Source organism: Pedobacter sp. GR22-10 (assembly GCF_026239715.1).
Classification (GTDB): Bacteria; Bacteroidota; Bacteroidia; order Sphingobacteriales; family Sphingobacteriaceae; genus Pedobacter.
Window position 1 is genome coordinate 114293 of sequence record NZ_JAPIVR010000001.1, and the last position, 20999, is coordinate 135291.

General features: G+C 38.2%; 22 protein-coding genes. 8 read left to right on the plus strand and 14 right to left on the minus strand.

Going from position 1 to position 20999, the window contains the following annotated elements:
- From OQX64_RS00450 to OQX64_RS00500, 11 genes are all read right to left on the minus strand, one after another.
- Positions 1 to 549 carry a C40 family peptidase gene (locus OQX64_RS00450; protein WP_088300914.1) on the minus strand — a complete coding sequence of 183 codons (549 nt, stop codon included), beginning with the start codon at positions 547 to 549 and terminating at the stop codon, positions 1 to 3.
- A gap of 112 nt (positions 550 to 661) precedes the next feature.
- Positions 662 to 1024, minus strand: coding sequence for a hypothetical protein (locus OQX64_RS00455; protein WP_088300913.1), 363 nt, complete (start codon positions 1022 to 1024; stop codon positions 662 to 664).
- Between the two features lie 87 nt (positions 1025 to 1111).
- Positions 1112 to 1813 (minus strand): SDR family oxidoreductase, encoded by a 702-nt coding sequence (locus OQX64_RS00460; protein WP_265818277.1) that lies wholly within the window; start codon positions 1811 to 1813, stop codon positions 1112 to 1114.
- A 470-nt stretch (positions 1814 to 2283) separates the two neighbouring features.
- A complete protein-coding gene (locus OQX64_RS00465; RefSeq protein ID WP_265817025.1) occupies positions 2284 to 4062 on the minus strand; it encodes an aromatic amino acid hydroxylase in 1779 nt (592 codons plus the stop codon).
- Between the two features lie 120 nt (positions 4063 to 4182).
- Positions 4183 to 4698 (minus strand): GtrA family protein, encoded by a 516-nt coding sequence (locus OQX64_RS00470; protein ID WP_265817026.1) that lies wholly within the window; start codon positions 4696 to 4698, stop codon positions 4183 to 4185.
- A 107-nt stretch (positions 4699 to 4805) separates the two neighbouring features.
- Positions 4806 to 5486 carry a CAP domain-containing protein gene (locus OQX64_RS00475; RefSeq protein WP_265817027.1) on the minus strand — a complete coding sequence of 227 codons (681 nt, stop codon included), beginning with the start codon at positions 5484 to 5486 and terminating at the stop codon, positions 4806 to 4808.
- 133 nt (positions 5487 to 5619) lie between these two features.
- The gene (locus OQX64_RS00480) at positions 5620 to 6384 is read right to left on the minus strand and encodes an SDR family NAD(P)-dependent oxidoreductase (RefSeq protein ID WP_088300909.1); all 765 of its coding nucleotides are present in this window, start codon (positions 6382 to 6384) and stop codon (positions 5620 to 5622) included.
- An 86-nt stretch (positions 6385 to 6470) separates the two neighbouring features.
- Positions 6471 to 6875, minus strand: a complete 405-nt coding sequence (locus OQX64_RS00485) for a helix-turn-helix domain-containing protein (RefSeq protein ID WP_088300908.1) — start codon at positions 6873 to 6875, stop codon at positions 6471 to 6473.
- Positions 6876 to 6988: 113 nt separating this feature from the next.
- Entirely contained in the window at positions 6989 to 7666 is a 678-nt protein-coding gene (locus OQX64_RS00490; RefSeq protein ID WP_265817029.1) for a 2'-5' RNA ligase family protein, read from the minus strand.
- 76 nt (positions 7667 to 7742) lie between these two features.
- Positions 7743 to 9386 carry a glycine--tRNA ligase gene (locus OQX64_RS00495; protein WP_265817030.1) on the minus strand — a complete coding sequence of 548 codons (1644 nt, stop codon included), beginning with the start codon at positions 9384 to 9386 and terminating at the stop codon, positions 7743 to 7745.
- Complete coding sequence (locus OQX64_RS00500; RefSeq protein WP_265817031.1) at positions 9370 to 9579, minus strand: hypothetical protein; 210 nt, start codon at positions 9577 to 9579, stop codon at positions 9370 to 9372. Before OQX64_RS00500 ends, OQX64_RS00495 begins: the two co-directional genes overlap by 17 nt.
- Before the next feature lie 87 nt (positions 9580 to 9666).
- Here OQX64_RS00500 and OQX64_RS00505 point away from each other — a divergent pair, with 87 nt between their 5' ends.
- The 8 genes from OQX64_RS00505 to OQX64_RS00540 all read left to right on the plus strand — a co-directional run bounded on the left by OQX64_RS00505 (position 9667) and on the right by OQX64_RS00540 (position 17524).
- Complete coding sequence (locus OQX64_RS00505) at positions 9667 to 10584, plus strand: glycerophosphodiester phosphodiesterase family protein (protein WP_265817032.1); 918 nt, start codon at positions 9667 to 9669, stop codon at positions 10582 to 10584.
- A gap of 72 nt (positions 10585 to 10656) precedes the next feature.
- Positions 10657 to 11364 carry an ATP-binding cassette domain-containing protein gene (locus tag OQX64_RS00510; protein ID WP_265817033.1) on the plus strand — a complete coding sequence of 236 codons (708 nt, stop codon included), beginning with the start codon at positions 10657 to 10659 and terminating at the stop codon, positions 11362 to 11364.
- A gap of 333 nt (positions 11365 to 11697) precedes the next feature.
- The gene (gene gldF, locus OQX64_RS00515; RefSeq protein ID WP_265817034.1) at positions 11698 to 12423 is read left to right on the plus strand and encodes a gliding motility-associated ABC transporter permease subunit GldF; all 726 of its coding nucleotides are present in this window, start codon (positions 11698 to 11700) and stop codon (positions 12421 to 12423) included.
- Positions 12423 to 14108 (plus strand): gliding motility-associated ABC transporter substrate-binding protein GldG, encoded by a 1686-nt coding sequence (gldG, locus tag OQX64_RS00520; RefSeq protein WP_265817035.1) that lies wholly within the window; start codon positions 12423 to 12425, stop codon positions 14106 to 14108. The genes gldF and gldG overlap by 1 nt, the downstream gene beginning before the upstream one ends.
- A 33-nt stretch (positions 14109 to 14141) precedes the next feature.
- Positions 14142 to 15266, plus strand: a complete 1125-nt coding sequence (gene dnaN / locus OQX64_RS00525; protein WP_088300900.1) for a DNA polymerase III subunit beta — start codon at positions 14142 to 14144, stop codon at positions 15264 to 15266.
- Between the two features lie 70 nt (positions 15267 to 15336).
- The gene (locus OQX64_RS00530; RefSeq protein ID WP_088300899.1) at positions 15337 to 16008 is read left to right on the plus strand and encodes a DUF4397 domain-containing protein; all 672 of its coding nucleotides are present in this window, start codon (positions 15337 to 15339) and stop codon (positions 16006 to 16008) included.
- Between the two features lie 58 nt (positions 16009 to 16066).
- Positions 16067 to 16765, plus strand: coding sequence for a hypothetical protein (locus OQX64_RS00535; protein ID WP_265817037.1), 699 nt, complete (start codon positions 16067 to 16069; stop codon positions 16763 to 16765).
- A gap of 72 nt (positions 16766 to 16837) precedes the next feature.
- Positions 16838 to 17524, plus strand: coding sequence for a DedA family protein (locus tag OQX64_RS00540; protein ID WP_265817038.1), 687 nt, complete (start codon positions 16838 to 16840; stop codon positions 17522 to 17524).
- Positions 17525 to 17584: 60 nt separating this feature from the next.
- Here OQX64_RS00540 and OQX64_RS00545 read toward each other — a convergent pair whose 3' ends face one another.
- The 3 genes from OQX64_RS00545 to OQX64_RS00555 form a co-directional block, all read right to left on the minus strand.
- On the minus strand, positions 17585 to 18520 hold the full coding sequence (locus tag OQX64_RS00545; protein ID WP_265817039.1) for a zinc dependent phospholipase C family protein: 936 nt from the start codon (positions 18518 to 18520) through the stop codon (positions 17585 to 17587).
- 58 nt (positions 18521 to 18578) lie between these two features.
- Entirely contained in the window at positions 18579 to 19700 is a 1122-nt protein-coding gene (locus OQX64_RS00550; RefSeq protein WP_265817040.1) for a suppressor of fused domain protein, read from the minus strand.
- 144 nt (positions 19701 to 19844) lie between these two features.
- Positions 19845 to 20876, minus strand: a complete 1032-nt coding sequence (locus OQX64_RS00555; RefSeq protein ID WP_265817041.1) for an Atu2307/SP_0267 family LLM class monooxygenase — start codon at positions 20874 to 20876, stop codon at positions 19845 to 19847.
- Positions 20877 to 20999: the final 123 nt, after the last annotated feature.

The following is a 20999-nucleotide window of genomic DNA, read 5'->3' on the forward strand; positions in this document are numbered from 1 at the left end:
CTAGATGATGCTTACGATTTTCATAAAGCGATTTCTATAATGGCCATTAAGTTCAGTAATGGTAACGCTGTGCGCTTTTCCTGATGAGGCATGAATAAATTTAATTCCGTTTTCATCAATGGAATACACAATACCTACATGGCCGATTTTCCTGATTTTTGAATTGCTTCCGGTAAAAATTAACACGTCACCTACTTTCGCGTTTTCTAAAGTGGTTTCAGTTCCTGCCCCGCTAAATTCTCTTGATGAACGCGGCACTTTAAAACCGAAATTACTGAATACATAGCTCACAAAGCCTGAACAGTCAAAACCAATTTTAGGATTGCTAGTGGCATAGCGATAACGTATGCCCAGCATGCTTTTGGCAAAATCGATTAAAGATTCAGAATCTGTAGATGAACCATCTTTAAATGTTGCAGTAGTATTCTTTGGTAAGGTAGCAACTAATTTTTTAACCAGTTCCTGATATTGGGCAGGTATGATGTTTTGAGCTTTCACTGCACTTGCAGACAAAATGAAAAACAGAAAGGCAAATGTTATTTTCTTCATATGTTGACTGGCAAGATATAAAAAAAATATAAAGCAGGTTAAAAATGTGGAAAACTCGTTAAAACAAAAGGCCCGGATTGAATGTCCGGGCCTGATTAAATATTAGTGCTGATTAGATACTTGGGAAAAAGCCCTGAGCTTTATCTCCGATTACCGGAAGTGGCTTTAACTGACTATTGTTTGCACTAACTGCACCTAAAATGATGAAGATAATGTACACAATGTAAATCAGATAACTCAAATAGCCTAAAAATGCTACCGGGAAAATCGCCACCAGAATGGTGAGTAAGATATTAACCACAATGATAGCCAAGTGCAGCAGCAGCGACTGCCTTAAATGATAACTGGATAAAGCCGTTTTATTGTCTTTATACATGGCGAAGTAAGAAATAAGCCAGCCAATCAGGAAGATGTAGCTAACAATTGCAGCATTTTTGCCGCTGTCTGGAGTAGTAGTGAATTTTGAGTTTTCCATATGATTAATTTAAAGGTATGCAATTCATATTAAATCATAGACTTTAATTAAACCAATAAAGTTCATCAGTTTTTAAAGTCTTAATGATTAAGGTGTTGACACTGCAACAGGCAAAATTTTTCCATTAAAAAACTTATGCCCTGTTTTTGCGAAATCTGCTACGTATTTCCCCATTTCAAAAGCCATTACAGGGCTTTGATAGCCGGGAAAAGCAGCTTCCAGCATTTCCGTTTGTGCCGAACCTAAGGCTAAACAATTAATTTTGATTTCTGTTTGCGCTAATTCAAAAGCGAGGCATTCGGTTAAGGCATGAAGCGCAGCTTTACTTGCAGAGTAAGCAGAAAGTCCGGGGAATTTAACACTCCCCTGAAAACCACCCATGCTTCCGACATTGACAATATGGCTGCCCTTTTGCATTAAAGGTAATGTAGCCTGGATCATTCTGAAATGACTGATCACGTTACTTTGCAGCATTTCGCCTAAGTCTTGTTCAGTTGTTTCTAAAAAAGGTTTATTAATTAATGCGCCTGCATTGTTAATCAGGATATCGATATGGCCGAGGCGCTCTTTTAAAAATGGAATCAGTGCGGCATAATCGTCATTTACGATATCAAATTCAACAGGCAGCAGTGTGCAATCCGGGTTGATCCCTTTGGCAATTTCCAGCAGTTTACGTAATTTATCCGCAGAACGGGCTATGGCAACAATTTTATTTTCTTTCTGCAAGCTAAACTCTAAGGCAGTTTCAAATCCGATTCCGCTGCTTGCTCCGGTAATGATAATGTTCATGGGTAAGGTATATTTGCGATGAATATCCTTCATCTATTGATTTAAGTTTTAAATAGCTTTAAGCTTAGTAATCTTCAAAATTCTGGGGTAAGTTAAATTAAAATTAATTCAATATCATCGATAAATTAGAATCCTGTATCAGAATTGACTAAAGGTATTTGCAAAAAACTTGAACAGCTGCTATAATTGCATCGGGAGTTTTTACTTTAAAGCGTTGCCCAGAACATTAATAAGGAAGTTTGTATCCGCTACAAAACTAAATGAACTCATTTCTTATTTTTTTCTGGTAATCTACTTCATCCAAACCACGTTGCAATTTTCTAAAATGCTTATGCAAGGTTTTTTACACCCGTTTCTGATAATTTTTTATGGCATCTTGAACTTTTTCTTTCGTGATAGGTTGTTGGATTTCAATGATCATGCTCAAATTTACTTAATTAATATCAAATTTCACAGGTTAGGTTTTTGTGTTAATCTATTAATAATTGACTCACCGGATTTTTAATCACATGTAAACCATCATTAATAAGTTTTTTATGATCTAACTCTTTGCCCGCCTTAATTTCCAGATAAACCTGAATTTCCTTTTCCAGCTGGTGATAAATTTTTTGATGAAAGATGATTTCTAAAATCTCCAATGAACAAAGCCAGTCCTGCCGATGGTTCCGTTTCAGCTGATCAAAAATTCCAGCGAGTGCATCCAGGTTTTGACCACTTTCCCTGATCTCCCTAACCTGTTGATACAGCTGATGCAATGCTACTGTTTTTTCCTCATAAATAATCTGATGTGTACTTTCCTTGCTGATCAGGGCAATCTCTTCAAAGGCATCCTTATCTGCCGCACCATTAAAAACAGAAATAATTTTTTCACCCACAGCCATATCATAATTGCCCCATTCGGGTTTAAAAAGGATATTACCATTGCGCTCGTTTACAGTACAGTCTACAAATGTGATTAAGATAACCTTTCCATTTTCTCTTAAAATATCTGTCACCCTGCCATCAACACAGATGCCACTGCTGAAAATCATTTGGGTTCTGTTACCCTGATGATTTCCTGATGTTCTGATTTCTTCATCACTGTAATCTTCCAACGGTTTTGTAACATCCTTCAGCTTTCCAACAGGAGATGAAAACCCATCAGCGTGATATTGTTTTCCATGACCCGGAAGTTGCTTGTTATTAAAAGCAAGGGCAGAAACCCCGGTAGTTTTAATAAAGGTAAGCTCATCTGCCAGGCCAATCCCGATATCGGTAAATACACCACTCACCTGTAATCCTGAAGAATAAACTGCTGTTGCCACGTTTTTACAGGCAATCGCTTTCATGATGCTTTCTGTTCCGCCACGGCGAAAGGCCATGGTATCTGCAAATTGTTCCAGTACATCAATTAGATTTTGAAAAGTTTCTGTTACAAAAAGCTGGGGCTGAGGCTTGGTGATATCATATTGGTAATTGATGGTATCGATGTTGTACCACAATTTTTTAACTTCTTTATTCATACAGGAAGCGCTTTCTCCAATGGATGAAAGCAAACCTGCACCATAAATTTTCGGATCTTCCAACGTTCCGATTAAGCCATATTCAACTGTCCACCAGTGCAGGCGGCCAAGCAGTGCCATTTCGGAAGGCTCTCCCATGTTTTCACTAATGGTGCGCAATGCTTTTTCTGCTTTCGCAATTTGTTCTTCATTAGTATTAACCGCTTCTTTTAATATGGATAATTTTCTGATGGCTTCATATAGCTCAAAATCTTTGGCTGAAAACATCGCTTTGGCACCAATAGCACCAAAATAACTCAAATAATTATTATAATCTGTATCTGCTATAATAGGGGCATGGCCGGCACTTTCATGAATAATATCTGGTGCTGGTGTATATTCAATATGGTTGATCTGGCGAATATCTGCAGCAATGACCAAGACCCGATAGGCCTGGTATTCCATAAAAGCAGCTGGTGGAATAAAACCATCAACTGTAACGGCACCCCAGCCAATTTTGCCGAGGTTATCATTCATGGTCTGTAAATCTGGAATATGTTCAATACTTAAGCCGGCCCGTTGTAAACCTTTAATGTAAGGATAATAAGCAACATCCTTTAAGTAGCTATAATTCTGACGCATGACATAACGCCAAACCGCCTGATCAATAGGGGTGTATTTTTCGTAATTCTGATTAACTATAAATTGTTTTAAATGATTAGGTAATTTTGCTACCTGCGCGTTATTAAAATCATTAAAATGGCTCATGGTTGAAATGAAAATAAGTTGGTCGAGGGCTAAGTTATGATGTTAGCCTTACCTAAACAAGAAAGCCATCCTATAAATTAACAGCCATAGGTAATAAATGGTTAAAGCAGAATCGAAGAATCAGTATTTAGTGCCGGTTTTATTGATTTTGCTATTGCTGCCTAGTTTTTTTACACTAAAGGTAAAGTAATGTTGATAAAGGTAACTGAAGCCGGCGATTAGGAATTGTACAACCAGGCGGGATATGGTGGGATAAATACCTAAAATTTCTGAAAAGAACTTGAGCAAAATATAATTAAGCGGCATATTAATCAGTTGCAGATTTAAAAATCTAAATAACTGAACATGTGATTTTACTTCGCTGTGCGTAAAAATTACATATTTATTTAAAATGAAACTGTAGGGAATGACAATGGCAAACTCCACGGCAAGCGCAACGGTATTTCTTTTCAAAGTCATGAATAAAATATGATATTCTTCCTTCATGAAGACATCATTATACGCAACATAGAAAACCACCAGCCCAAGAACGAAAGTACTGCCACCTGTAGCCAGATATCGAAAATTATGCAGTGAGATGTATTTTTTAAATGGTGGATAGAAAAAATCGATAATGGCTAAAATAAATTTCCGCATGAATTTTGATATGGTTCAGTCGCAAAGGTAGTTTTTTTAACAAAAATTACTTTCAAATTTTTGCTAAGGTTAAACGGTTAAATGAATTGAATAGGTCATTATGGCGTTTAACGGTCTGATTTAGGGAGCGCAACAAAATCTATCACCGCACACCATACATAGGAGGGATGTGGCTGTATGCTTAAACCAACGATATTAAACCTGTTTCTTTGGTCCAGTATGGTCAGGCGGTGACCAAGTGATGGCACACCACAATCCAGAAGCAGGTGGCATACAATATCCAATCCCTTATCATTCCCGAAATCGATGTTTTCACTCATCGTTCTATTTGGGTAATATGTAGCAATTCTTTTTGAAAACTTATCGCCATTACTGCTCTCATGTGTGTCCAGATTATTTTTGCTTAAATCCAATGCATGATTACGACTCACTATTGATAATTTATCGTCCGGATAAAACATTGGCAGGTCTTTCATCTTGCGCAAATGTATGAGTAGTGATAAATAATAAGGGTTGTTTTTAGCAATTTTCAGATCATTGTAATTGCGGTATTTACGAACTTTTGCATTGTAATCATTGATGTATTCTTCCAGTAGGGTGTGATAAAATTTCTCGCCATCCATACGCGCCAAATTCATGTACAGCACCATGTTTTTTTCTTCATTGCTGAGATATGATGCGTTGGCTGCTGTATTGGCACGTTGATACTCAGCATCTGTCCATTTTTGTGCCTGAGCAATAACGGCTAAAGAAAGAATTAAGAGTGTGAATAAAAAATATCTGATCATTCAAGACGGGATTTGTAATGAAAACGCCCGGAAGAATGCTTTATTTTAATTATGTGATTATTGGTCAATAGGACATTAATCAAAATTTGTCGAAGTACCCAATGGCCTTCGACAAACTGAACTTTCAGCCATTCTACAAGAACATGCCGCCTGAAGCCTCAATGCGTTGCGCATTAATCCATCTGGCTTCTTCTGTACAAAGAAATGCCACTACACCACCAATATCATCAGGTAAGCCTACACGGCCTAAAGCAGTTTGCGAGGCTATTCCTGCGTTCATTTGTTCATTATCACGTACCACACCACCACCAAAGTCAGTTTCTATCGCTCCAGGGGCAATGATGTTTGACCTTATACCTCTTGCACCCAATTCTTTTGCCTGGTACCTGGTTAAAGTTTCCATAGCTCCTTTCATCGCACCATAAGCCGCATATCCTGGTAAAGAGAAACGGGCCAGGCCTGATGAAATATTAATAATCGCACCACCATCATTCAGGATAGGTAAAACTTTTTGTGTCAGAAAAAACGGACCTTTAAACTGGATGTTTACCAAAGTATCAAATTGATCTTCTGTGGTTTCTGCAAATGATGCATGGATACCAATACCTGCATTATTTACGATAAAATCCATTTTATCAGCACTGAAAACCGTGTTTAAAGTGGATTGCACTTCAGTAATAAAAGCATCGAAATTTCCACTATTGGCAACATCAAGCTGAAGTGCTGCGGCATTTACACCTAATTTTTTAATTTCATTAACCGTATTTTCAGCTTCTTCTTTTTTTGATTGATAAGTAACAATAACATCAATACCTTTTTCGGCGATTTTAATCGCTGCATTTTTTCCTAAGCCACGGCTACCACCGGTAACTAATGCAATTTTATGTTGTTTTTCCATGTTCTTTTAATTTGATAAACAAAGTTAAATGGAAAGTGATGGGAAAAATGGTGACTACTTAAGTTAAAATGGTGAGAGATTAAGTATTATGCGGTAGTAAGGGCTTTATTTGCTAAAGAAATTAAATATGCTTCACGATATTGCTTTGGCGTTTTGCCAGCAAAATGTTTAAAAAACTTGGTGAAGTTGGAAGGATCGTAAGTTAAAATTCTGGCAATTTCTGAAATGGGCATATTAGTGTTTTCCAACATGGATTTTGAGATATCCATCAAACGCTTTTCAAAGAAATAACATGGCGCATAGCCGGTAGCGGCTTTAATGGTGTTGCTTAAATGAACCGGGTGGACATGGATTAAATCGGCAAAGTCCCTGACTTCAAACATTTCTGTTGCCCGGCCGGATACAATATCATCAAGATGTTTATCTAACTCTTTTATATAATCGGCCGCAATTTCATGGCGACGGGCAAAAAATTTTTGAGGAAGTTTCATCAGGTGATATGATTAGGACCGTGACAAATATAATCTACAAACGATAAAACCAGGATCCTTATAGATAAAAACCATTCTTTTTTGACTTTCGCATTATCTCGAAACCTGCTTTGTTATAAATCAAACTCGTGTAGTTTTTTCACGAATTTTTTGCGTTGATACCAGTCATTGTAAACTAACTCCATGTTGTGTACTTCAAAGGTGCCGAAATCAAAGTCTCTGTATTTTTCTACCAGTTTCAATAATTGATCTTTGTTTTTTAGCATTTGCCTAAACCTGATAACGGTTGAATGTGCTGTTTGAATGGCATAACGTTTATCTATACTTTGTTGAAGATCAGTGTTTTTAAAGCCAATGCGCAAATCATCCCTGATTTCGTTTAGCGTATCAGTTAAAAATCCCTGAAGCAAAATGCAGGAAGGAGAGGCCGTAATTCCTTTAAATTGAATTTTGAAATTTGGGTGTTTGGCTATTATCGGTTCAATTACTTTAACATAATCCGCTACATTGATGTGCCGGAGATCGAAACCAACATAGCAGGATATGATGGACATCACCGTAATGTGAAGATCGCTGTTTTGATAATAATACTGGTGTGGATCAATGGCTTTAACTTCATTCAAAAATTGTTGGATGTTAGTCTTGGTGCTTTCGTCCGGCCTGATCACCAAGGTAATTCCGAAACGATAATCATCTTTCGAATCAATCAGTTCATCAATCTCATAATGGCCATTGGCTATTTTGGTTTTCGATTCCTGATATAGTTTGTCGTAATGTGCTGATAAATTCATTTTTCCAAAAAAAAGTCGCAGGTTAAAACCTGCGACTAAATATGATAACCAAACTAAAATGTTCTTAGGTGATCAATTAGGCAAGTAGTGTTTTCCAACTCACTGCTTTGCCAATAATATCGGCTAAATCAGCAATAGCAACACGTTCTTGTTCCATGCTGTCGCGATGGCGGATGGTTACGGTATTGTCTTCTAAACTCTGGTGATCGATAGTTAAACAAAAAGGTGTACCAACCGCATCCTGGCGGCGGTAACGTTTACCAATGGCATCTTTCTCTTCATATATGCAATTGAAATCGAACTTCAGGGTATCCATAATTTCGCGGGCTTTTTCCGGTAAACCATCTTTTTTGGTCAATGGGAAAACTGCAACTTTATAAGGTGCCAAAGCAGGGTGCAGGCGTAACAATGTACGACTGTCCTGTTTTTCTGCTGTACTTAAGTCCTGCTCTTCAAAAGCATTAATCATGGTTAACAGAAACATACGGTCTAAACCGATTGAAGTTTCGATCACATATGGCACATAGTTTCCGTAAGGCTTGCCATCTTCATTTAAATCATTGTCGAAATATTGCATTTTCTTGCCGGAAAATTCCTGGTGTTGCGTTAAATCGAAATCTGTACGGCTATGAATTCCTTCCACTTCCTTAAATCCGAATGGGAATTCAAATTCAATATCTGTGGCTGCATTGGCATAATGCGCCAGTTTTACGTGGTCATGGTAACGGTATTTCTCAGGCGATGTTCCTAAAGCTTTATGCCATTTCAAGCGGGCTTCTTTCCAGTATTCAAACCATTTTTTGTCATCACCAGGGCGAACGAAAAACTGCATTTCCATCTGCTCAAATTCGCGCATGCGCATAATGAACTGACGGGCAATTACTTCATTTCTGAAGGCTTTACCAATTTGGGCAATCCCGAAAGGAATTTTCATCCTTCCTGATTTTTGAACGTTCAAAAAGTTTACAAAAATACCTTGAGCCGTTTCCGGACGAAGATAAACTTCATCACTGCCCTCTGCCATGGCACCAAATTGTGTGCTGAACATCAGGTTAAACTGGCGTACATCTGTCCAGTTGGAGGTTTTAGAGATCGGGCAAATCACTTTATAATCAACAATTAAATCCTTTAGCTGTGCTAAATTTTCAGATTTAAGTGCCAGGTTCATTTCAACCTCAAGTGCTAAGCCTTTTTTTACAAATCTCCAGCTGGCTTCATTAATAAAAGGATATTTCTCATGCTCTAAAATGTCATTTTCATCTTTAAAACCAGGAATCCACGCGGCCTGACCTTCATCACTCAGACCTAAAATTTCATGTTGAAACTCCTGAAACTTAGCTTTGTTTTCAACACTGAAATTGGCCAGTTCAGAATATAATTCATCAATTTTATTTTCCAGTAGCTGGTCGGCACGATAGCGCTTGTTAGAGTCTTTGTTATCAATCATCGGGTCGTTAAAACCATCTACGTGACCACTGGCTTTCCAAACTTTAGGATGCATAAAAATCGCAGAATCAATTCCTACAATATTTTCATGCATTTGTACCATGGCTTTCCACCAGTACGATTTGATGTTATTTTTTAACTCGGCACCCAATTGCCCGTAGTCGTAAACGGCACTTAAGCCATCATATATTTCGCTGCTTTGAAATACAAAACCGTATTCCTTTGCATGTGAGATTACATTTTTAAATTGTTCGTCGTTATTCTTTTGAGCCATAATGCAGCAAAGATAATAAAAAGGCGGAGGGTTTAAAGGTATAAGGCTGAAGGTTTTTGAACGAAACCATTATGCGGTTTACAGGGTCTCCCTTTAGGCGATTTAGTGGTAAAGCAATGGTAATGCTGATCGGTTGCTCCAGTCCCGCTGTACGCTTTACTTCGTGCTTGCTGCCATCGGGTTTAGTTTGCAAAAGTGGTGTAATAATGAAAGTTTGTTCCCCCTTCTTCCATTTTTCTTGTAACCCTATACATCATCCATTTTTTACTATTTTTGCCTTATGAAATTTTATCATCTCATTTTATTGAGTTTTCTGACCATTTTCGCCGCATGCGGCCAGGAGGAAGCTCATCAATATATTAAGTTTAATAATACTCAGGAACTCTATCAATTCTTAAAATGGAGTCCGGAAAACCGTTTTCCATTAATCAGTGCACACAGAGGTGGCCCGATGCCCGGTTTTCCTGAAAATTGTATTGAAACCTTTAATAATGCAACCACTTATAATCCCATGGTCATCGAATTTGATATTGCTTACAGCAAAGATTCGGTAATGGTGATTATGCATGATGATAATTTAGACCGGACCTCCACGGGAAAAGGCCCGATTGGAAATTACACGTACGAAGAACTTCAATCATTTAACCTGAAAGATAATGAAGGGAAAGAAACCAGTTTTAAGATCCCCACGCTTGATAGTGTTTTAAGCTGGAGTAAAGGAAAGGTATTGTTAACAATCGATTTGAAAAAGGGTGTTTCTTATGCGAAAGTGATTGAAAAAGTGCGACAATATCGGGTAGAAAGTAATGCTATCCTCATTACCTATAATGCAAATCAGGCAGAAGAGGTTCATCGCCTGGCGCCGGATTTAATGATTTCTGCATCGGTACAGAAACAATCAGAGTTGAAACGGCTCAATGCTCTGGGTATTCCCGACAATAGAATTGTAGCTTTTGTTGGCGTTTCGGCACCTGATAAGGAATTATATCAATTTCTCCACGCCAGGGGTATTACCACCATTTTAGGAACCATGGGTAACATTGATAAAAGTGCGATTGCCAGTCCGGCCAGAAATATTTATTACCACCTGGTAAACAATGGAGCGGACATCTTATCTGGCGATAATATCCCCCAAGCAGCTGAGCAGCTTGATAAATTCAGGTACAATAAAAAGTTGAAATCAGCACGCATTAATTAGAAACGTCTTACTTGGCTAACTTTACAGCCTTTGCGAAAAACTTAGTGTTCTTTGCGATTATTATAAAACAAAATGAGCATTTCAGTAAGAAATATTTCCAAACATTACGATGCACAAAAGGCTGTTGATTCAATTAGTTTTGAAGCCAGGGCGGGGCGTATTTTAGGGTTTTTGGGACCAAATGGTGCGGGGAAGTCAACAACTATGCGCATGTTAACCGGTTATCTGGAACCAACATCCGGCAGTGCGGAGATTTCAAATAAAAATATCGTTACGCAATCTCTTGAAGCTAAAAAACACATCGGTTATTTGCCCGAAAATACACCGCTTTATCCGGAAATGTATGTAAGGGAGTATCTGGGCTATGTGGGTCATACTTATAAGTTAAAAGATATACCTGGCCGTGTGGATGAAGTAATTAAGCTGGTGGGTTTAACACCAGAGCAACACAAGAAAATTGCGATGTTATCAAAAGGTTACCGCCAGCGGGTAGGACTGGCACAGGCTATTATTCATAATCCCGATGTTTTGATTCTGGATGAACCTACTTCAGGTTTAGATCCTAACCAATTAATAGATATTCGTGCTTTAATTAAGGAGCTGGGTAAAAATAAAACGGTTATCATTTCTACACATATTATGCAAGAGGTAGAAGCCATTTGCGATGACATCATCATCATCAATAAAGGTAAAATTGTAGCGAACGATACGCTTGAAGGCCTGAAAAAAGTGCATCATCAGATCTCACTGGAGGATATTTTCAGAAAACTTACGGCCTGATTGCTTTATTAATCCTTGTTTCGGGAGGATGAAAGTGCTGGTATCTATATTAAGAAATATTTTCATGCTAAATCTTACAGCCAGCTATTAGTTAAATAATGGAGTAACTTCATGAAAGATCTGATTTGGGTTAAAATGATAACTCGGCTAAGTGTTAGATTTAACTAATGAAAAGATAAAGTGTATGCTGTTAACGGTGGCTTTTATTTTAATCAATGATAAGGTAATATATTTCATTAAAGCGGAATAGCAACAACGCTTTCTGAACGAATTAGCCGTTTTGTACCTTTAATATGCCCGAATATTTAATTAACTTCGGCATTTTAACGTGGTATGTACGCAGTTTTTACACGCGAGTTATTCAGTTTCTTAAGTTCAATGGTGGCTTATATCACCATTGGCATTTTCCTGCTTATTTCTGGCTTGTTGCTCTGGTTTTTTCCTGACACATCAATTCTGGATTATGGCTATGCCGAAATGGATGGCTTTTTTAGTCTGGTGCCTTACTTATTTATGTTTCTGATTCCGGCCATCACCATGAGGTCTTTTGCCGAAGAACGCAGGGAGGGAACTTACGAACTCTTAATCACCCGGCCCGTTTCCCTGTGGCAGATAATCATTGCGAAGTTTCTGGCCTGCCTGGTGCTGATATTTTTTGCGTTAATTCCAACACTCGTTTATTCTTACTCCATTTCAAAACTGGGATTTCCGGAAGGAAATATTGATTCAGGAGCGGTAACCGGATCATACATCGGTTTATTTTTTCTTGGCGCCATTTTTACATCAATAGGCATTTTTGCTTCTGCATTAACGAAAAATCAGGTCATTGCTTTTGTGATTTGCGCCGCATTATGTGCATTTGCCTTTTTAGGATTTGAATATACCAGTCAGGTAGCTTTTTTACAGCAATTCCAAAGTACCATTTTAAGTTTCGGTATCGGTGCACATTATAGCTCAATGAGCAGAGGTGTGCTGGATACCAGGGATTTACTGTACTTCATCAGTTTTACGCTGCTTTTTTTATTGTTTACCAGATTAATAATAGGAGGGAAGCGATAATGGAAAAAGGGAAAAAATGGCTGTATATGATCTTGTTTTTTATCGCAATCATTGCCATCAATATTATTGGAAATTATATTTTTTACCGCTTTGATTTTACTACAGATAAGCGGTTTACTTTAAGTAATAAAACAAAAGACATTCTGGCTAAAAATACGAAGCCCATTACCGTCACTGTTTTTTTAGATGGTGAATTGCCTCCTGCATTTAAACGTCTTCAGGCCGCGGTAAATGATATTTTGTCAGATTATAAAGCTTATTCTAATGCCGATCTGAAAATTGTTTTTGTTGATCCGCTGGCCGGATTAAATCAATCCGATCAGGACACCGTGATCAATAACTTATATGAAAGAGGGATTGAGGCAACCAATTTAAGTGTTAAAACAGAAGCCGGACTGACACAGAAATTAGTGTATCCAATGGCCATGATTGAAACGGACAATAAGGAATTTCCGGTAAAGCTTTTTCAGAATTTAGATACCCGCGGCAGTTATGAAGATAATATAAACCGGGCCATTGAAAACCTGGAATATGTTTTTACAGCAAGCTTAAAAAAGGTAATTACCGGAAAAAATCCCAGGATTGGATTTACCGAATCAAATGGAGAACTTAACGATTTACAGATTGGAGATGCCATCCGAACGCTTTCCAGTAGTTATGAAGTAGGACGCGTGGATTTGAACACCATTGATAAGGCCGGGCTGGATAAGTTGAACATGATGATTATTGCCAAGCCGGTTAAGCCGTTTTCGGAAACGGAAAAATACAAAATCAATTATTTTGTGATGAATGGCGGGCGTATACTCTGGAGCATTGATCAGGTAAATGCAGAACTGGATAGTTTGAGGCAGAGGAGCGGGCAGATGGCGACCAGCCGCAACCTGAACCTGGATGATATGCTTTTTATGTATGGGGCGAGACTTAATTATAATCTGATTGCTGATCCGGCAAATTGTGCCGAAATTCCGGTTTCAACAGGGCCTGTTGGCGGACAAAGCCAGATGCAACTCTTGCCATGGATCTATTACCCTATCTTACTTCCGGATACGAGCCAAAGTGTGGTGAAAAAACTAGATGGTATAAAGTCGGAGTTTCCAGGAACGGTAGATAGCATAGGGGTTAAGGGTGTTACGAAATCATTCATTCTCAATACTTCAGCATTTAATAAGGTTTACAATACCCCTAAGCCTTTCAGTTTACAGATGATTAGTGAACAGCTGGACCCCCGTGCATTTCAAGGCGTACCACAGCACGTAGGTTTAATGATGGAAGGCCATTTTCCTTCTGTATTTGCGGGCAGACCATTGCCGGCTGGAATTTCAGTACCTTATACCCAGGATTTAAACAGTAAAACTACAAAAATGATCATCATCGGCGATGGGGATGTCTTCAGGAATCAGGTTTCTGAAAGGGACCATTCACCTTTTCCTTTGGGTTTTGACAGGTTTAGCCAGCGCACTTATGGCAATAAAGCACTACTGTTAAATATTGTTGATTATTTTACCGACGATGATAACCTGATTATACTCAGAAACAAAGAAGTGAAAATCAGGTTGCTGGATAAAACCAAAATAAAACTCGAAAAAGCCCGATGGCAGTTTATAAATATTGCAGTTCCTTTGTTATTGTTAATATTCTTTGCGATTTTTCAACATTATTACCGCAAATACAAGTACGCTAAATAATTTTTATATTTTTGAAGAAGACTAAATAATATCATGAGATTTATTGTATCCACATCAACCTTATTAAAACACCTGCAAACTGTAAATGGTGCATCAAGCAGCAGTACAGTTCTACCTATACTAGAAAATTTTCTTTTTGAAATTAAAGAGGGAAACCTCACGATCTCAGCTACCGATTTACAAACCAGCATGACCACCTCATTAGCTGTAGAGTCAAAGGAAGAAGGTAAAGTAGCTGTTCCATCTAAAATTTTATTAGATACCCTTAAAACATTACCAGATCAACCCATTGCTTTCAATATTGACGACAGCACCTTTGCAATAGAAATCAGTGCTGGTGATGGTAAATATAAATTAAGTGGTGAAAACGGGGATGATTTTCCTAAAATTCCGGTGGTAGAAAATGCTTCTTCGGTAAATTTACCGGCGTCTGTTTTAACAGAAGCTATTACCAAAACCATATTTGCGGTAAGTAATGATGAGTTGCGCCCTGCAATGACTGGTGTATTTTGCCAGCTATCGCCTCAGCACATCACATTCGTAGCAACTGATGCCCACAAGCTGGTGCGTTACCGCCGCATGGATAGTAAGGCCGATAAAGCCACTTCATTTATTCTTCCTAAAAAAGCACTGACACTTTTAAAAGCAGCTTTACCATCAACAGATATTAACGTGTCAGTTGATTATAATGCCACGAGCGCATTCTTTAAATTTGATAACATCAACCTGGTGTGTCGTTTAATAGACGAACGTTATCCAGATTATGAGGCGGTGATTCCTCAGAACAATCCAAATAAACTGGTAATTGACAGGGGATTATTTTTAAATACCCTTCGCAGGGTAGTGATTTTTGCAAATAAAACCACTCATCAGGTGAGGTTAAAAATCAATGGAAGTGAACTTAATATCTCTTCTGAAGATTTGGATTTTGCCAATGAAGCACATGAACGTTTAAGCTGTCAATACGATGGAGAAGATCTTGAAATTGGCTTTAATGCCCGTTTTCTCATTGAAATGCTTACCAACCTTAGTGGTGATGAAGTTACTTTAGAACTTTCAACACCAAACAGGGCCGGCTTACTCATTCCTCAAACCAATGATGAAAATGAAGATGTTTTGATGTTGGTGATGCCGGTGATGCTGAATAACAGCTATTAATCTGTTTCATTAAATATAAAAAATGGCTTGGTTTTTGACCAAGCCATTTTTGTTATAACCAAACCCCGCTATGAAACGCCATTCCGCTCTTTTCTTTATTCTTTTCGCATGTTTAATCCTTACTTCTTTATTCTCTTGTAAAAAAGCGGATCCAAATGTCGAGGTGAAAGGCGAATCAAAAGTGAAGTTAGTGAATGCGATTCAGGCCAATGCAGTTCAGGATATCTTTATTGATGACGAAAAGCTTTCTAATTCCGCACTGGCTTTCTCCGAATCAACAGATTATATGAAGCTGGTTTCCGGAAGCAGGGATATTAAATTTATAGGGGATAATCACGTTGAAACAAAAGCTTCTATTAAATATACACCTTCCATTACCTATACTACTTTTTTGATCAGTAACCGTTCAGGAGCAAAAGAAATTGTATCCTATGAAGATAATTTAAGCAATACCGAATCAGGAAAAGCTAAAATTAAACTGATCAGCCTTACGCCTTATTTTACAACAGGAATTAATGTGAGTGTACAGGCAGGAACCTTATTCGTAAACGGATTACAATACAAAGAGTCGTCAACCTATTTTTCTGTAGATGCCGATTTAAACCTCAGGTATAATGTAGTAGGCTCCGGAACAGTTAAAACCATTGATAATTCTAATTTTCAGGCAGGTAAGATTTATACCATTTGGTTCAGTGGCAATACCGCTGCCAGCTTAACGGCACATGTGATTACAGATAATTAATTATCAGTATTAATATGCTTTCTGCTATCTTTACGTTTTAATTGTGTTATACCTGTTTATGAAGAATAAATTATTTCTAATTCCTAAATTACTGTTGTTAACCCTGGGGACTATCTGTATCAGTGCCTGCATTAAAAATGATAATTTCATTAAGGGAGATGCAAAAATCAGGATATTTCAAACTTCGGCTTTGGATACCACGCAAAATTTTTTTCTTAGTGGCCGGCAGCTTGGTTCTGCTACAACTTACGGAACCAATAGCAGTTATATTGTAATTGCAGGAGACTCTTCCTACAAAGTAAGCTCCAGGAACATTACCTCATCTGACGATTTAACCAGTTTGGATAATCAGCGATTTGGAATAGGAAAAAATTATTCTGTATTTTTCACCAGAAAGACGATAACCTCACCACCAAATTTAATCATGTATGAGGATGATGTGAAAATAGATACGGCAACTGCTAAAGTTGTATTTTTAAATCTGGGTTATACCCTTCAGTCTCCGGTTATTGTAACAGATACAGCTGCCAGTTTTAATAAATTCTCCATGAGTTACGGCGATCGGGTTGAAAAGAAAATAAAGGTAAGCAGGTTAACCAAAATTTCATTTGTGCTCACTACACCAACCACCACTAATCCACAGCCAGTTGTTACGGTATTGGATTCTACAACAATAATTAAAGGTAGAGTTTATACGGTGCTGATTGACGGTTCTAAAACAGGAGATCTTCAGAAACGTTTGGTAACCAGTAACTGATTAATCAGATTTATTTAATTAATCGCTCCTAAATCCTTTTCATATTCATACTTTTGTCCAAAATTAGATCAATTGGAATTACTACATCAACTTCTGGATTTTATCCTTCATATCGACGTACATCTCGCACAAATTGTTAATGATTATCAAACCTGGACATACCTGATTCTGTTTCTGATTATTTTTGCAGAAACCGGTTTGGTGGTTTTACCTTTTTTACCTGGTGATTCCTTGCTTTTTGCCATGGGTGCCCTAATTGCCGGTGAGCATGAAACCGGCCTTAGTATTTGGATAATGCTGGTCATTTTAATTATTGCGGCTATTTTGGGTAATACTGTAAACTTTAAGCTAGGTAGTGTGCTCGGAGCTGGTGTGTTCAAGGAGAATAATAAAATTTTAAAATTAAAATATTACGAACAATCACACGAGTTTTTTGAAAAACACGGCGGAAAGGCCATTATTTTTAGTCGCTTTTTGCCTATTTTCAGAACCATTGCGCCATTCGTGGCCGGAATTGCGAAGATGCCATTCGGCCGGTTTACCTATTTCAATGTTATAGGCGGTGTGGCATGGATCGTCGCGCTACTATTGGGTGGCTTTGTATTGGGCCAGATTCCTGTGATCAAAAATAATTTCGAACTTGTAATTGTATTCATTGGGGTGGTAACTTTTGTTCCGGCGATATGGGCTGCGGTAAAAAGCCGTCTTCAACCAAAAAAAATAGAAGAAATTATAGAAGGTGAGGACGCCAAAAAATAATATAAATACTGATAAAGAATTTAAAGCGGCGGGCATTTGATGTTCGCCGCTTTGTTTTATTCATATTTCTCGTCCGATGATGATGCCTTTTTGATATTTCTGCTCTGTTTCAGATTCTTCCTTTTTTAAGTCTGGTTCGGGCTGAATCTTCACTAGATTTTTAAGTTCCGGCTGTCCGGCATCAACCCAGGCTGAAAACCAAAAATTACCGGTTTCCAATATAGCCAACCGCATTTGTTTTTCCACCATATTATTCATCCGGTCATGATAAGCCTTTGCATAGGCAATAGAATACTGTTTTAAAACCACATTGTTCCGTTCAGAAAAGCTATATTTCTGGTCAGATGGAAAAGATGCGGCCAGTTGCGCTTCAAAAATTAACACGGTATCCACTAAGCGATGGGTATGCTTCACTATTTTCCATGCCTCCTTTAATGGGTTTTCAATATAACTGGCTTTGCCTACAACAAAATTATATTGCGTTGAAAATAATTCAGGCAAACGGCTTTCCCAAAACGCATGAATTCCTACCTGTTTAGTGAGTTGTCCGTTATGGTTAGCGGTAGTATGGAGCGGTACATGTGCATCTCCGATGTAATGTCCAAGGTCTGCCGAATACTTCAGTATTTTTACAGAATCCATGATTTCAAAAGCATTAACCAGGCTATAGTATGTTCGCTGGATTTGCCAGGGAAGAATACCATTTGCATTTAATGACTTTGATCCGTATCTGGCCAATGCATCATTCCACTTTTCAGGAATGCTATCTATATTTGATGTGTAATTTTCAACATCCAAATAGTGTCGCGGTGGCTCGAGCGTATCCGCATACCTTCGTTTGTCTGGGTCTACGGCATGTTCGGTAATGTACTTGACGTTTTTTTTGTAAAAACCAATCATGCCGGAAGGCAGGGTAAAAACAGCAAGTTGGTTAATTCTTTGATGTGCAAAGAAACCCCAGGATGTACAAATTAGAAAAGGGATGATTAACGCCATTGTTATCGTTAATCTTTTCATATCCTAAGATAAAAAATATATATTATTTGTGCTGATTTTAACTTAAATTAATTTCATCACGGTGAATATTGAAAATTTCTGATCCGATGTTATTTAACCCTTCACTGAAGGGCTCAAATCCATGATCTGTAATATAATTTCTCTCTTTTTCAGTAATGGGTACCATCCATAATATATTCACCTGACTATCACGGTAATTTTCAAGCGGGATATCAGGTAAGTTATTTAAATGTTTCACCAGTACTACTGACGTCATTTTTGTGTGCTCAAAAATATTAAAAGTAATGGTGTGCCCGTTACCAAGCCAGGAAATTCTCTTCCACGGAATGCCCGCCTGACCGCTGATCCAACCGCCAATAAGGTTAAGCTCTGCCTGCGTCAAGCCAGCATTTAAGAGTAAGCCCAATTCTATTCTGTTTACCGTATTAGGGTCTTCGCTATACATTTCAGCCACCGGCATAGGTAGCAACGATAGTCCAACGGTTACAAATACATCCTTAACTTCTCCTTTCTTTAAGAATAAGCCCCTTGGTGGCCATTCGTTTCCATCTATCGCAAAATATTGATCACTTTTACCTAAATGATCTTCATATTGTTGAAGTAACTGAGGCTGAATCATTTGAAATGGATTAATTTCCTGATCCCACAATTGCCAGTAATCTTTCGCTTTTTTAACCCTTTCTAATAAGATATTAGAAGATTTGAGTTCCCAGCAATATTCTCCTTCACCAACACAGTCTCTGGCATAGCCTGAAAAACCATTCATACCAGCCCAGGATGGGATAAGGGCAATAACTTCTCCCTTTTCCATTAAAGCAGCACCATCACCTTCCTCAAGCCAAACAATTTCCAAATCATCTGCGTGCAAAGGTGTCTGTCCTTCTGGAAACCTGCAGTATGCTTTGGTTAACATTGGCGGAATTCCTTCTTCCATTTGTTTTAAATCTGCATTTAAGGGGGCTTCATCCAGGTTTCTGATCCAGCAGGCTTTAACTCCGAAATCGGAATCTTCATCACCCCACAAATAAAAATAAGCAACTTGATTATCCTGCTCCACAATAGCGGTAATCGGACAAGCCGGACTTCTCAATTCCATGAGTACTTCTGGTTCTTCCCTTTCAGGAGCATCTGAACCAAATAATTTTTTTAAAAAACTCATCTGATCATCTTAATTTTAAAAGTTTAAAAACGATTTATAGATATAATAATCCATTCAGTATAGAATTAAAGCCAAACCTTAAGTAATATGCATAACTGTTCTGTTTCAAGTTTTATGCCAATTCCCAAGATTATCTGACCTCATTTATGGCTGCAGGGCTTTTCTAACGGCAGGCGCAATCTGATTTCCGAAGAGCTCTATTGATTTCATCATGGCCGCATGAGATGGCCCGCCAACATCCATATGCGCTGAAAAACGGGTTAAGCCAAATGTGGCTTCCATGGCTAAAATTTTATCAACGGATTCATTGACATCACCAATAATTAAAGCACCCTCGGGGCTCCGGCCGGCTTCAAACTGGTTTCTCTGAAAAGGTGCCCAGCCGCGTGATTTTCCAATTCTATTCATTTGAGCTGAATACAAGGGGAAGTAATAATCTGAAATGTCCCGGCTGTTCGCTCCAAACAAGGAATGCATGTGTACGCCCACTTCAAATTTAGCCATATCATGACCATGGGCCTGATAAACTTTTTTATAGTAATCAAAAAGGGGTTTAAATTGATTTGGCTGACCACCGATAATGGCAAACATGACAGGTAAGCCTAATCTGCCTGCCCGTTCAACAGATTGTGGCGTACCACCTACGGCAACCCAAATCTTGAGGTTATTATTTACTGCACGTGGCAAAACTTCCTGATTCACCAAACCGGCCCTGAATTTGCCCTTCCAGTTAACTTTGGGTTCACGGTTTATTTTTAAAAGCAATTCGAGCTTTTCTTCGTAAAGCTCATCGTAATCCTGAAGGTCATAGCCAAACAAAGGAAATGATTCGATGAAACTTCCGCGACCGGCCATAAGCTCGGCCCGGCCGTTTGAGATTAAGTCTATTGTTGCAAAGTTCTGGTACAACTTTACGGGATCTGAGGAGCTTAAAACGGAAACTGCACTGCTTAATTTGATTTTTTTGGTCACAGTTGCTGCGGCCGCCAAAATAATTTCAGGACTGGAAACTGCATAATCAGGGCGATGGTGCTCACCAATACCATAAAAATCAAGACCAACCTGGTCCATCAATTTAATTTCTTCTATAATTTCCTGAAGCCTTTGTTGTGCGGGTTGAATATCTCCTTTTGCATTAATTTGCAAATCGCCGAACATGCCAATACCTAATTCCATAATGCTAAAATTTATTTAACAAAGATAGGGGATTAAGGTTTAGCGGTTTTTGATGTATGATAAGAAAGCGGGAATTACCATATAAGAAAATATTCACGGGATAATCGCCCTTCATTTTCTTAT